The 13,053-nt window shown below is 45.8% G+C and carries 12 protein-coding genes; 6 read left to right on the forward strand and 6 right to left on the reverse strand.

Annotated elements, in window-relative coordinates:
* The first annotated feature begins 363 nt into the window (after positions 1–363).
* Positions 364–2,181 carry an aminopeptidase P family protein gene (locus tag I3248_RS07380; protein ID WP_238063144.1) on the forward strand — a complete coding sequence of 606 codons (1,818 nt, stop codon included), beginning with the start codon at positions 364–366 and terminating at the stop codon, positions 2,179–2,181.
* 122 nt (positions 2,182–2,303) lie between these two features.
* On the opposite strand, the gene I3248_RS07385 is transcribed toward I3248_RS07380, so the two are convergent.
* From I3248_RS07385 to I3248_RS07395, 3 genes are all read right to left on the reverse strand, one after another.
* Positions 2,304–3,095 (reverse strand): hypothetical protein, encoded by a 792-nt coding sequence (locus I3248_RS07385; protein ID WP_238063145.1) that lies wholly within the window; start codon positions 3,093–3,095, stop codon positions 2,304–2,306.
* A 136-nt stretch (positions 3,096–3,231) separates the two neighbouring features.
* Positions 3,232–4,554 carry a beta-ketoacyl-ACP synthase II gene (gene fabF / locus I3248_RS07390; protein WP_238063146.1) on the reverse strand — a complete coding sequence of 441 codons (1,323 nt, stop codon included), beginning with the start codon at positions 4,552–4,554 and terminating at the stop codon, positions 3,232–3,234.
* 103 nt (positions 4,555–4,657) lie between these two features.
* The gene (locus I3248_RS07395) at positions 4,658–5,971 is read right to left on the reverse strand and encodes an anhydro-N-acetylmuramic acid kinase (protein WP_238063147.1); all 1,314 of its coding nucleotides are present in this window, start codon (positions 5,969–5,971) and stop codon (positions 4,658–4,660) included.
* A 120-nt stretch (positions 5,972–6,091) separates the two neighbouring features.
* Between I3248_RS07395 and tyrS the strand changes: the two genes are divergently transcribed.
* From tyrS to I3248_RS07410, 3 genes are all read left to right on the forward strand, one after another.
* On the forward strand, positions 6,092–7,303 hold the full coding sequence (gene tyrS, locus I3248_RS07400; protein WP_238063148.1) for a tyrosine--tRNA ligase: 1,212 nt from the start codon (positions 6,092–6,094) through the stop codon (positions 7,301–7,303).
* An 85-nt stretch (positions 7,304–7,388) separates the two neighbouring features.
* Positions 7,389–7,970 (forward strand): GNAT family protein, encoded by a 582-nt coding sequence (locus I3248_RS07405; protein ID WP_238063149.1) that lies wholly within the window; start codon positions 7,389–7,391, stop codon positions 7,968–7,970.
* The gene (locus tag I3248_RS07410; RefSeq protein WP_238063150.1) at positions 7,960–8,199 is read left to right on the forward strand and encodes a DUF1653 domain-containing protein; all 240 of its coding nucleotides are present in this window, start codon (positions 7,960–7,962) and stop codon (positions 8,197–8,199) included. Before I3248_RS07405 ends, I3248_RS07410 begins: the two co-directional genes overlap by 11 nt.
* Positions 8,200–8,261: 62 nt before the next feature.
* On the opposite strand, the gene I3248_RS07415 is transcribed toward I3248_RS07410, so the two are convergent.
* Positions 8,262–9,230 (reverse strand): alpha/beta hydrolase, encoded by a 969-nt coding sequence (locus tag I3248_RS07415; protein ID WP_238063151.1) that lies wholly within the window; start codon positions 9,228–9,230, stop codon positions 8,262–8,264.
* Between the two features lie 209 nt (positions 9,231–9,439).
* On the opposite strand from I3248_RS07415, the gene I3248_RS07420 reads away from it, so the two are divergent.
* On the forward strand, positions 9,440–10,114 hold the full coding sequence (locus I3248_RS07420) for a hypothetical protein (RefSeq protein WP_238063152.1): 675 nt from the start codon (positions 9,440–9,442) through the stop codon (positions 10,112–10,114).
* A gap of 71 nt (positions 10,115–10,185) precedes the next feature.
* On the opposite strand, the gene I3248_RS07425 is transcribed toward I3248_RS07420, so the two are convergent.
* Positions 10,186–10,932, reverse strand: a complete 747-nt coding sequence (locus tag I3248_RS07425) for an SDR family NAD(P)-dependent oxidoreductase (protein ID WP_238063153.1) — start codon at positions 10,930–10,932, stop codon at positions 10,186–10,188.
* Between the two features lie 94 nt (positions 10,933–11,026).
* Positions 11,027–11,674: a uracil phosphoribosyltransferase gene (gene upp / locus I3248_RS07430; RefSeq protein ID WP_025645982.1), complete on the reverse strand. Its 648-nt coding sequence runs from the start codon at positions 11,672–11,674 to the stop codon at positions 11,027–11,029.
* A 197-nt stretch (positions 11,675–11,871) separates the two neighbouring features.
* Here upp and I3248_RS07435 point away from each other — a divergent pair, with 197 nt between their 5' ends.
* Positions 11,872–12,504 (forward strand): DNA glycosylase, encoded by a 633-nt coding sequence (locus I3248_RS07435; protein ID WP_238063154.1) that lies wholly within the window; start codon positions 11,872–11,874, stop codon positions 12,502–12,504.
* Positions 12,505–13,053 lie beyond the last annotated feature (549 nt).

Here is a 13,053-nt window from a genome sequence, read left to right on the forward strand (position 1 = left end):
ACGTTTTCTCTTTTATAAAAAGATAGCTCAGCTTAGCTATTGAAAACCATCTACACGCCCAAACCTCTACTGATATCGACAACTAGTTATATTAGCGTTAATAAAATAAGACGATTATTGATAATCGCTAGCTCAAAAGAACAAATCAGTCAAAACTGACTCATCAAAACGACTTAATTAAAAACAATCAGTACATAATATAGTCGATACACTCTAAAAATGTCATAGCGCTACTGGGATGCTCTTTTTAAAACATAAGTTGCGCAGCATCGAAGGAACGCAGCACGCAAGTAAAATTTATACCAGTAGCGCGTTTAAATCCATAACAGTTTTACATTCAGCTAACTATATAAGGAACACCCAATGAGTAAACAAGCTATTCACGACCGTATCGACAGCCTACGCCAAGCGCTGGTAAAGCAGGACCTGAGCGCTATTATTGTCCCTTCTGCGGACCCGCATTTATCTGAGTATCTACCGGAGTATTGGCAAGCTCGCCTGTGGCTCTCAGGGTTTACCGGTTCGGTAGGTACGCTAGTGGTCACCGCTGACTTTGCGGGGCTATGGACCGATAGCCGTTATTGGGTGCACGCCGCTGATCAGTTAGCCGATACTGGGATTACTCTAGAGAAGCTTGCGCCTAAGCAGCCCAACCACATTGACTGGTTGAGCGAGCACTTGAGCGAAGGCGATAGCGTAGCGATTGATGGTAATGTGCTCTCCATCGCTGAGCAAGACCGTCTATTAGACGCTTTTGAAGCTCACGACATTACCTTAATTACGGATCGTGATGTGTTGACTGACATTTGGGCAGATCGTCCCGCACTACCAACTGCGAAGCTATATGAGCACGACGAGCAGTTTGTGTCGCAGTCTGCCGCCGATAAGTTGGCTGCTGTACGCTCAGGCATGCAGGAAGTAGGTGCAACCCATCACTTGCTCTCAAGCTTAGATGATATTGCTTGGTTGACCAACCTACGCGGCTCTGATGTCGACTATAACCCCGTGTTTTTATCGCATATGCTAATCAGTGCAAACGAGGCAACATTGTTTGTCGATAAGCAAAAAGTCAGTAGCGGTATTGAAAAAGAGCTCAAAGACAGTGGTATCACGCTTGCTGATTATGACGCGGTGCAACAAGCGCTTAGCGAGCTGACAGTCGATGACTTACTGCTACTAGACCCTAACAAAGTCGCTGTTGGCACGTTATCGCAGATGGTCGATGGCGTTGGTTTTATTGAGCAGATAGCGCCGAGCACTTTACTGAAGTCCGTCAAGTCAGATGCCGACGTGGATCATGTTCGCGAAGCCATGCGTCAAGATGGCGCAGCACTGTGTGAGTTTTTTAGTGCGTTCGAGGAGCGCTTGGCAAGCGGTGAGCGTTTAAGCGAGCTGGATGTCGATAGTATGCTGATCGACGCACGTAGTCAGCAGCCGCATTATGTTTCTCCGAGTTTTCCGACCATTGCTGGCTTCAATGACAACGGCGCTTTGCCGCATTACCGCGCGACGCCAGAGAAGTTTAGCTATCTAGATGTCAATGAGGGCGAGGGCGGCTTACTACTGATTGATTCGGGCGCTCAGTACCAAAACGGTACGACTGACATTACTCGCGTTGTCGGTATTGGCCAAGTCACAGACGAGCATAAGCGCGACTTCACTACGGTACTCAAAGCGCACATTGCACTGGCGCGCGCGCACTTCCCCGACGGTATCGCTTCGCCGCTTATTGATGCGATTTGCCGAGCGCCGCTGTGGCAAGCGCAGATGGACTATGGTCATGGTACTGGCCACGGCGTCGGTTACTTCTTGAACGTCCATGAAGGCCCGCAAGTGATCGCTTATAGTGCCAGCACGCCAAAAGAGCGCGCGATGAAAGTAAATATGATCTCAAGCAATGAGCCGGGACTCTACCGTGAAGGTAAGTGGGGTATCCGTATCGAAAACTTAGTTATCAATAAAGCCGTGGCGAACCCTAATGAGACAGAATTTGGTGACTTTCTAAATTTTGAAACGGTGACTTACTGTCCTATCGATACTCGTCTTATTGAGAAGTCGCTTTTAGATCAGGTAGAGATTGATTGGTTAAATGACTATCACAGCCAAGTCTATGCTGAGCTAAATACCCGCGTCGAGGGAGCAGCGCTTGAGTGGCTCACTAAGCGTACGCAAGCTATCTAAAAAAGCTGTATTGATGGTCAGTCATTCTAGATTCTGACCTATCAGACATAAAAAAGCGCTCGGCCAGTTCAGGCTTGAGCGCTTTTTTGAGCTTATTTTTTGGCTTTATTATTATAAGCGGCTTATTGCTTCTCGCTTAACTGACGCGTGACCTCCGCGCGTAGCCAAGACTTTAACGTTTCGGACAGCTGCATCATCTGTTCGGTTAAATAGTCATCGATATGAACTTCTAACTCATGAATCATTTGTTGCTCAGCTGCGCTAAGTGTCGTATTTTTTAACGATAGATCGATGGAAGACGCCGCATGAGACACTTTATCATCGACTGCATTAATCAGCTGCTCATCGTGAGCACTCGTCTCTTTTTTATCAGCACTGGACTTAGGATCAGTTTCTTTTAAAGTGGCAGTTGCAGCATTGGCTTCGCGGTTATGAGAGGTATGTGCATGAAGAGTATATGAGCTTAGTTTTTCTTCACTAGCGCTTGGCTCTTGATTGTCTTTTTGCTGAATGTTTTGCTGCTGTTGTCGCTGTTCATTTTCTGCGTCGGCTTGCGCTTTTTCTTCTGCCGCTTGTTTTTCAGCCTGCGCTCTGACTCGAGCTAAGCGCTCGGCCTCTATACGTTCTGCCTCTAAGCGCTCTTCTTCTAAACGTTGCTGCTCCGCCTCAGCTCGCAGTGCTGCTTGTTCGTCAGCAAGTGCTTTTGCCGCCGCTTGCTGCTTCTCGTGTGCACCGTATAAGTCATCAAGATGAGCATCGAGATCATGATTACTAAAGACAAACTGCTCAAACGAGGTGTCTGCTCGTAATAGCGCAGTGATGTCTTTTAGTTCTTGTACAATAGCGGCGCGTACTGGCTGAGGAGCTCCTGTCCAATGCTGATAGAATTCATGAGAAAAAGAATAGCTCGACATAATGGCTTCCATAAACTGCTAAAAATTACCCCTTATCATACGCAAGTATAATAAGGGGCTGCAAGAGGACAAACGTAGCAAAACAATTATAAACCTTACGCTAATCAATTTAGCTTATGAAGATAAGGTGTTTGCTCTAAGACCAACGGGCAAAAATAAGCGAGCCATTGGTACCGCCAAAGCCGAAGCTATTGGATACCGCATAGTTAAGCTCAGGCACATCACGCGATTGATTTGCCACATAGTCTAGATTGCAGTTGTCTTCGACATTATCTAGATTGATCGTTGGCGGAACCTCTTGATGATGCAAGCTAAGCACCGTAAATATCGCTTCGATACCGCCTGCCGCGCCTAGCAGATGCCCAGTCATAGACTTAGTCGAGCTGACAAGGATGCTGTCTTTTACTGCTGAAAATACCGACTCAATCGCCAAAGATTCAGCGACATCACCTGCCGGCGTACTCGTGCCATGGGCGTTGACATAACCGACTTTGGCGGCATCAATGCCTGCGTCATTGAGCGCGTTTTGCATCGCGCGTGCCGCTCCGCGACCATCCTCTGGCGGTGCGGTAATGTGACTGGCGTCATCACTCATCCCAAAGCCGACTAGCTCTGCAAGGATAGTCGCACTGCGCGCTTTAGCATGAGCTAGACTCTCTAATACTATGACACCTGAGCCATCCCCTAAGACAAAACCATCGCGATCTTTGTCGAAAGGACGTGAAGCACGGGTCGGCTCCTCATTACGCGTGGAGAGCGCATGCATAGCGCCAAACCCTGAGATACCTAGCGGGCTTGAGCCTTTTTCACTACCGCCTGCGAGCATGATATCAGCATCACCATGAGCGATCAGACGTGCCGCTAAGCCGATAGCATGCGTCGCGGTGGTACAAGCGGTGGCAGTCGCTAGATTAGGGCCTTGTAAGTTGTGCTTAATAGCCACTAAGCCTGCCGCCATATTGACGATAGAACCTGGAATAATAAAAGGCGAGACTTTTTTAGCGCCTTTATCACGTAACGTGTCACGGCTATTTTCAATGGTTTGAATACCGCCAATCCCTGAACCTAGAATAATACCAAAACGCTCTGGATCGACATGCGCTACAGGACTATCATCAGCACTGACCTCATCTATAAACCCTGCGTCTTTTAGCGCCATACTCGAGGCTGCTATACCGTAATGAATAAACTCATCATAGCGCCGCGCGTCTTTGGCATTTATAAATTGCTTAGCATCGAAGTCTTTGACGGTGCCGGCGATTTGTGTACGATAGTCGCTAGCATCGAAGTGCTCAATAGGAGTGATACCGCTTTCGCCGGCCAGCAGGCGCGTCCATGTACTTTCAACGTCCAAGCCTAGCGGGGTAATAGCGCCCATGCCAGTGACTACCACACGCATCTCATCGGAGCGCTCATAATGCGGCTGCTTTTGACGCGATTTTTGCTGCTGTTTGCTCATAGCTATATCCTATCCTGACTATACAAAAATGATATTATTTTAGCAGTCATTATAATATACATTAGTGTACGTTTGTAAACTCATGATGCCTGCTAATGACAGTTTAAGCAAAACAAACTTGACCGAGTACCACGCCTTTACGCGCGCCTGTGACTGCCGGCAGATTACCAGTCTCGCCCATCAAGGTCTGCCGCGCCAGCCAAGCAAAAGCGACTGACTCTACCCAAGTCGGCTGCAGTCCTAATTCAGTGGTAGTAGTCACCGCCCAGTGCGGAAGATGCGCTTGCAGACGCGTCATTAAATAGCGGTTGAGCGCGCCGCCTCCGCATACATAAACGCTGCTTTGTTTTTGATTACTAATAAACTGATTGATCTGATCGCAAGCACTGATAGCGGTCAGCTCGGTCAGTGTCGCTTGTACGTCAGCAGATGAATAGCGTGTATCGGTCGCCGTTTTATCAAAGGCTTGTAGCTCAGACTTTAACCAAGATAAATTAAAGTCCTCGCGTCCGGTACTTTTAGGGTGAGGCTGGGCAAAGAATGGATGCTCTAAGAGTTGATTAAGCAGTGGTTCGATCACTTGTCCTGACTGCGCCCATGCCCCATCTTGATCATAGTCTTTATCGATATGCTGTTTGGCCCAAGCGTCTAACAACAGATTGGCAGGGCCGGTGTCATAGCCTATGACCGGATCATCATTAGCTGGCAGCACAGTAATATTCGCAATACCGCCCAAATTCAGTAAGATACGAGTGCTAGCGGAGTCAGAAAATAAAGCCTTGTGAAAGGCTGGCACTAAAGGCGCGCCTTGACCGCCAACTGCCATATCGCGGCGCCGAAAATCACTGACCACACTGATAGCGGTGCGCTCAGCGATGATATTGGCATCGAGCAGTTGTAAGGTGACCGCCATTTGTGGACGATGACGTACGGTTTGTCCATGACAGCCGATCGCCAGCACCGACTCGCTATCAGTATCGGCTTGCTGTAGTAACGTATTGACCACTTCGCTAGCAAACTCACTGTACTCACGACTGGCCCAACCGAACCAGTCCAGCTCACTTACCAAATCATTGGGCTCATCGAAGTTAGGGGTCAAAGCAGCGGTACCGTTTGGCTGACACAGAGCCAGTAATACCTCACGCAGACGCGCTGGAAAGTTTTGGCTATGGCTTGTGATGAGCTGCAGCGGTTGCTGTGTGTTCTCACTATCACTTGCAAACTGACACAGCACTGCATCCATACCATCTAAGCTCGTCCCTGACATCATACCGATATATAAGCCGTCATCGAAATTCTCAAACACCGTTTGTTCTAGGGCATCAGTGAGAGCGGTGTAGTCTAGGTTGTCATAATCGTTAGTAGTCGGCTCAGCGTCATTATTATTTGTATTTATAGTAGGTGCGGCGTTACTCATGGCAATTTCCCTTAAAAAAAGCTAATATATCTCTCAAATTCTAACACTTTTTATAGGCCTTCAAGATTCTAAAAGCCCTTGAGGAATTCATCATTTAATAAAGATAAACAAGAGAGCAACATGACAGAGCAGTCCTACAATTTAGAAGAACAACTGGCCCTGATTCAGCGCGGTACTCAAGAAATTTTATCCGAAGAGGATTTAGTCGCTAAGCTTAAACTGAACCGCCCGCTACGTATTAAGGCCGGTTTTGATCCTACCGCACCGGATCTGCATTTAGGCCATACGGTACTCATCAATAAGCTCAAGCATTTTCAAGACTTAGGTCATGAGATTTATTTTCTTATTGGTGATTATACGGCCAAGATTGGCGACCCTTCGGGTAAGAACAGCACGCGTCCGCCGTTGACCGATGAGCAAATCAAAGTCAACGCGCAGACTTACGCTGAGCAAGTGTTTAAGATTTTGGATAAAGAAAAAACTCGTATCGTCTTTAATTCCGAATGGTTCAAGGATATGTCAGCAGGCGATATGATTCAGCTCTCAAGCCAGCTGACGGTCTCGCGCATGCTTGAGCGTGATGACTTCTCCAAACGCTACGCGGCACAAACGCCAATTGCCATCCATGAGTTTCTCTATCCGTTAGTGCAAGGCTACGACTCTATCGCCCTTGAAGCCGATGTCGAGCTGGGAGGTACCGATCAGACCTTTAATATCTTGATGGGCCGCACTTTGCAAGGCCGTTATGGGCAAGAGCCGCAAGTGTGTATCACCGTGCCAATCTTAGAAGGCCTAGATGGCGTTAATAAAATGTCGAAGTCACTTGGCAATTATGTGGGCATTTATGATGCGCCGGGCACCATGTACCAAAAACTGCTATCGATGCCAGATACCTTGATTCGCCGTTATTTTGAGTTTTTAAGCTTTAAGCCGATGGATGAAGTCGAAGGCTTGATGAACGAGATGGAAAACGGTCGCAATCCACAAGAGATCAAGCGTATCCTCGCTGAAGAGTTAATCGAGCGCTTCCATGATGCTGATGCTGCAGCTAATGCGCACAAGTCTGCCGGTAACGTCTTAGCAGATGGTGAGCTGCCAGTCGATTTGCCAGAGGTAGTATTAAACTTAGAAGGAGCGGACGCGCTATTTATCACGCAAATCTTAAACCAAGCTGAACTTGCCAAAAACAACTCAGCGGCTAAAGATATGGTCAAACGCGGTGCGGTAAAAGTCGATGGTGAAGTGGTCGATGGCGGATTTAGTTTAACCTCAGGCCAGAGCGTCGTTATTCAGGCGGGCAAAAAGGGCTATGCTAGAGTAACGGTGGGCTAAGCTCTCAAAGTATTTGATTATTAAATACCAAGGCAAACTTATCAAACGGCATATGAAATAAAATATTTTTTAATGAGAGTAACACATGCTAAATCAACCAACCCTGTCACATAACGGTGTTACTCTTGAGCCGTTAACGCTAAGTCATACCAATGAGTTAATGGCGGCTTGCCAAGATGGTGAACTTTGGAAAAAAACAACCACATCTGTACCTACGCCGACAACAGTGGCTGACTATATTAATAAAGCCACAAATATGACAGATAGAGTGGCTTTTGTAGTGATAGACGAAAGGACAGGAAAAGCTATCGGAAGTACAAGTTACCATGACATCTTATCTCAAGCAAAGCGTTTAGAGGTTGGTTATACATGGTATGCCAAATCGTACTGGCGTAGTCATATCAACACAACCTGTAAGCTCATGCTATTAACTCATGCTTTTGAAACTTTAGAGTACCTAACCGTTGGATGGCGTACAGATATTGAAAATACTCAATCGCAACAGGCAATTGAAAGAATAGGTGCCAAAAAAGATGGCATCATACGCGGTATTAGAGTACGTCGAAATGGTGTGGTCACGGACACGGTGATGTATAGCATGTCAAAAGATGAATGGTTTGAGCATAAAATCAAGTTAATAGAGAAGCTAGCTAAGTATGAAAAATAATAATTTTGAAACCATCCCCCAAGGCATTTATCGCCATTACAAAGGCAATCTTTATCAAGTCCTGCATACGGCTCAGCACTCCGAAACCGAAGAGGCGCTAGTCGTTTATCGTTGTCTGTACGGCGAGTATGGCGTTTGGGTTAGGCCTTTGACGATGTTTACCGAAATGGTTACCCGTGATGGTAAGCAAATACCACGCTTCGAGCTTATTAAAGCCTTAACGGGTTAATCTTTAAGTTTTGGCAACTTCTCATAAAAAAGCGACTTTATAAGTCGCTTTTTGGTTCCTACTCATAAATCATTCTCAAAAAATCTCTTTAACACCTTGTGAAAACCGATAGGCTCATCTAGCGGTATGGCATGACCAGCTTTGGGCAACACAATCTCCCTAGCATTAGGCAACATCTGCGTCACTTTATGCTGCCATTTTGGATCGTAGAGCTTGGAGCGCCCGCCAATGAGATTGACGACCGGAATCGTCACTTTATCTAACGCACCGCGAAAGTCATAAGGCAAGGTTAGATAAGCTTGCAAGCATTGCCTTTTATGGTTCCAAAGACGATGCTCATACAGCGCAAGCTTAGGATCGTTCTTATAAGTCATCGCTTGTATAAACGCTTTTGAGCGCGTACGATTGACGGACAATAATGAGAATAAGCGCTCGACGTCAGTAGCGTGCCGTTTCAGTGTAAAGGGCAGGTGAGTAAAGCTTTGGGCATCGGCATATGGCAGACTCATATCGATAACACCGCGAAAGATATCGAATACCTTTTGTTGGCGGCTGCCAAATAGTCCGCCTTGCCAATCGTCTTGATTATGAATGGCAGGGCTTTGATCGATATTGAGATAGCGGCTGACTCTGGCTGCGCCAAACCTTTCAAAATAAGACCACATCACTTGCGCGCCCATCGAGATGGCGGCGACGGGCAATGCGTCTATGTTGCGTGCCAAACAAATTTGCTCAATGACGACATGGAGGTCATCGGCATATTGGCGCACAAAATCAAACTGCGTAAGACCGATGGGCTGTGCCAGTCCAAAGCCGCGCAAATGCGGCAAATAAAAAGTGTATTTGCTAGCAAGCGGTAAGATAAAAGGCAAAAATTCACGTGCATCCATGCCGTAGGCATGCAGTATCAGCACAGGCGCGCCTTGTCCGATAACAGAGATAGGTAGTCGCGTGCCATCAGTCATCGTAATATGAGTAGTTTGCACTTGATACTGGTCGGGTATCGGCAGTGTGAGTAATTTTTTTATCATGAGTTCTATTCTGTGCGCTCGCATATTAGCCATAATTGAGGTTGCTGACTTCAACAGACCCGATATACTTGCAGTAAGACTGCTATAGTAAAATCAGCTCATTGACCATAGCATAAAAGTGAGCTTGCAATACCGAATAATCATCAGCGCTAATTTATCAATCATAATAAATAAAAATAACAACCTGACTCTTAAAAGGAGGCCTAAGTATGAGTAGAGCGACTTTAGCGTCGTTAGATATGAGCCTCTATCCGCTAGTATGGGAGCAGCAGACTTTTATAGATTCGCAGCAATTCTTGATGGCGATACTGACCCAGAGCGCTGAGATAAGACCAGAAAACTTCACCAAGCTGCTGCTAAACAACCCTGTCTATCAAGAGTGGATTAACGCAACTGTCTTTGGGCGCTATATTCAGCGCAGTTTTGCCGCCTTCTATCAGCAGACGGAAGACAGCTTCAATATGGATATGCCCGCGCTATTTCGTAACGAGCTGACGCGCCATGCTCAATATCTGCCCCTTCATCAAACCTTATTTTTTGCAGGCGAGATGCCAAAAAGCGTAAGACAAGAGAGGCTGTTTACCACCACAGTTAATCCTGCTACGGCGCTTGCCGCCGCAGAAAAGCTCAATCAACACTCGCTACAATCAGGGCGAGCAAGCCATCCGTCCCTTATTATCAATCAGCTAACTATAGCAGGCAAGCAAGTTATGGGCTTTCCGATACGCCATAATAAGCGTACCAGCGAGCGCACCCGTAATGAAGTGCTCATACTGGATTTTAGAGATTTGCGCTTGGTGAATGAAGAGGTAATCGAGACAAGCGAGATAAAAAAAAGCAATATAGCCGAGACTATATTGCTTCGTTATTATGAATTACGCTAACTACAATAATTACGGCTATTTAGACATCGCTTGAGCTTGCAGGCTTACTTTTTATAGTTAGTCTTTTATAGTCAGTCTTTAGCAATCGTCAAACCATTATAGGTCTGTGCTACTGGCATGACTTCTAAGCGATTGACGTTAATATGCGTAGGAGACTCAATCAACCACAGTAAGATATCGCCGATATCTTCACCGCTCATGGTTTTAAAGCCGTCATAGACCTTTGCTGCTTTTTCGTCATCGCCGTGATAACGCACATTTGAAAACTCCGTACCCGCCACATTACCTGGCTCAAGGTTAGTGACGCGCACTTGCGTACCAAGTAGATCCGCACGCAAATTGAGACTAAACTGCTTTACAAACGCTTTGGTCGCGCCGTATACATTGCCACCATAATAAGGCCAACTGCCGGCAATAGAGCCGACATTGATGATATAACCACTGTTGCGCGCCACCATAGTCGGCAAGATGGCATGAGTCAGCGCCATTAAGCCTTTGACATTGGTATCGACCATTTGCATCCAGTCATCGAACTTGGCATTTTGCGCAGGCTCAGTACCTAATGCCAACCCTGCATTATTCACCAAGACATCGATTTGGCTAAAGTCTTTTGGCAGATCAGCGATAATTGGAGCAATAGACTGGGTATCGCTGACATCCATAACGACTGGCAAAAACAGCTCACCTAAAGTCTCTGCCATCTCGTTTAGTTTATCCAGGCGCCGAGCACAGCCAATCACGCGGTGGCCTTGCGCTACTAACTTCTCCGCCAGCGCTTTACCGAATCCAGCACTCGCTCCAGTGATTAATACATTCATGATCTATCCTCTACCTATTCTTGATAGCCTAAAGCGCGTGTTATAACGAGTCATCAGCGATACGACTATCTACCAAAACTACCGTTTACTAAAATTATTGTCTGCCAAATATCTTGTCGCCAGCATCACCAAGCCCCGGGATGATATAACCATGCTCATCTAAATGGCTATCGAGAGCAGCGGTGAAGATCTGCACATCAGGATGCGCGTCATTGACCAAGCGCACACCTTCAGGCGCGGCGACCAAAACCAAAGCCTTGATGTTTTTGCAGCCGTGCTTTTTAAGCATATCAATGGTCGCCACCATCGAGCCGCCCGTTGCCAGCATTGGGTCAACGATAAGGGCAGGGCGTTTGTCCATGTGGCTGACGAACTTCTCAAAGAAAGGCACAGGCTGCAGAGTCTCTTCGTCACGTTGTAGACCGACGACCGAGATTTTAGCGGTTGGAATCAGGTCGAGTACACCATCGAGCATACCTAATCCTGCACGCAAAATAGGTACCACTGTCGCTGTCTTACCAACGATTTGCTCGCCTTCTATCTCGCCACACCATCCTGCCATCGGAAAGGTCTCAATCTCAAAGTCGTGGCTTGCCTCATAAGCCATAAGGCGGGCAAGCTCTTTGGTCAAAGTGCGAAACTTATAAGTACTACAGTCTTTTTCGCGCATAAGGCTTAGCTTATGACGTATTAATGGATGATCGATGACGGTAATGCTTAAGTCGTTATTTAGCTCGCTCATAAAGTCTCTCTTATCTATCAAGTTTGGCTATCAGCCTTCATATCTATTTTAGGTTTCGATTTCGAATTTTAATCGTATGCTATGATAACAAAAAAACTGCTTTTCTAATGAAGAATGTTATGACCAATAAAACTTATAAGACTAAAAGCAGTGATAATAAATTTACAAATACGATTGATGCGAAGGAGAACATAAGGATGGAAGCAACTACTACCGAAATAGAAACTCACCCTTTTGAACCCGTCCTGCCACCGAACGCTACACTAATGATGATGGGTACCTTTCCGCCAACCTCTGATAAATGGGCAATGCAGTTTCATTATCCGAACTTCTATAATGATATGTGGCGTATCTATGGCGGCGCGTTCTTCGATGATGTGAACTACTTTAGAGTCGGGGACGAAAAGCACTTTGACCCTAAGCGTATCCGCGACTTTTTGTTTGAGCGCGGCATCGCTCTATGTCCCACGGTCAGACAGGCCATTCGTGAGACCGGAAATGCGTCTGATAAGAATTTAACGGTCGTGACCCCAGTGGATTTAGATACTATTTTGCCGAAGGTTCCTAAGTTAGAAGCCCTATTTACCACAGGGGGTAAGGCAACTGAGGTGCTGCTGAATTTATTAAATAATCCGCCTATTAAGTCAAAACAGCCCAAGACCAATCAAAGTATCGACTATCCGTACCAATGGCATAATCAAAGCACCAAAGCACAAGCACCAGAGTTGACTCTATATAGACTGCCTTCTACGTCGCGCGCTTATCCACTAGCACTAGATAAAAAGGTAGCTGCTTATAAAGCCTTCTTTGAAAAGATGGGTAAGCTATAACTCATATAGAAGGGAAGCGAGTAGGGTGTGGTTGATGCAGCGTAATCCATCATTGAATGCCAATACTGAGGGTAAGTTACCCTTAAAACACTGATAAATAAGCAGTAAACCGGGTATCTAAAATTTATTTAAAATAAACCCAAATTTAAGCTTGACGGCCAAACTAAACTGCGTATAATACGCCCCTATCGGAACGAGAAGCGGCACTGATACTTAGCAAGTTAAGCAATTAACGGTTAGGTTAGCAGCTAGCAAGTTTGATAAGAAGTTTAAATCTTTTAAGATAAAAACTTCAAATTAAATAAAAATACTTCTTGACTTTCAAAACAAACCGTCTATAATACGCACCTCATTAAGCGACAGGGCGAGATACAGACTAAATAACTTAGTCAAATCAGCCTCTTAACTTACTGAAACAAATTATAAAAAAGCTTGACAAACATAATCAACATGATATGATAGTCAGCTCGCTAATAACAATAAGCACATTGCTAAGTTATTAGTTATATAACTCTTTAACTGGACGACAGTAAAGAGACACTATTTAAA

Source organism: Psychrobacter sp. Ps3, assembly GCF_022129275.1.
GTDB lineage: Bacteria > Pseudomonadota > Gammaproteobacteria > Pseudomonadales > Moraxellaceae > Psychrobacter > Psychrobacter submarinus.

Coding starts and splice junctions, on each gene's coding strand:
- I3248_RS07380 (WP_238063144.1), top strand. CDS start 364: ATGAGTAAACAAGCTATTCACGACCGTATCGACAGCCTACGCCAAGCG.
- I3248_RS07385 (WP_238063145.1), bottom strand. CDS start 3,095: ATGTCGAGCTATTCTTTTTCTCATGAATTCTATCAGCATTGGACAGGA.
- fabF (WP_238063146.1), bottom strand. CDS start 4,554: ATGAGCAAACAGCAGCAAAAATCGCGTCAAAAGCAGCCGCATTATGAG.
- I3248_RS07395 (WP_238063147.1), bottom strand. CDS start 5,971: ATGAGTAACGCCGCACCTACTATAAATACAAATAATAATGACGCTGAG.
- tyrS (WP_238063148.1), top strand. CDS start 6,092: ATGACAGAGCAGTCCTACAATTTAGAAGAACAACTGGCCCTGATTCAG.
- I3248_RS07405 (WP_238063149.1), top strand. CDS start 7,389: ATGCTAAATCAACCAACCCTGTCACATAACGGTGTTACTCTTGAGCCG.
- I3248_RS07410 (WP_238063150.1), top strand. CDS start 7,960: ATGAAAAATAATAATTTTGAAACCATCCCCCAAGGCATTTATCGCCAT.
- I3248_RS07415 (WP_238063151.1), bottom strand. CDS start 9,230: ATGATAAAAAAATTACTCACACTGCCGATACCCGACCAGTATCAAGTG.
- I3248_RS07420 (WP_238063152.1), top strand. CDS start 9,440: ATGAGTAGAGCGACTTTAGCGTCGTTAGATATGAGCCTCTATCCGCTA.
- I3248_RS07425 (WP_238063153.1), bottom strand. CDS start 10,932: ATGAATGTATTAATCACTGGAGCGAGTGCTGGATTCGGTAAAGCGCTG.
- upp (WP_025645982.1), bottom strand. CDS start 11,674: ATGAGCGAGCTAAATAACGACTTAAGCATTACCGTCATCGATCATCCA.
- I3248_RS07435 (WP_238063154.1), top strand. CDS start 11,872: ATGGAAGCAACTACTACCGAAATAGAAACTCACCCTTTTGAACCCGTC.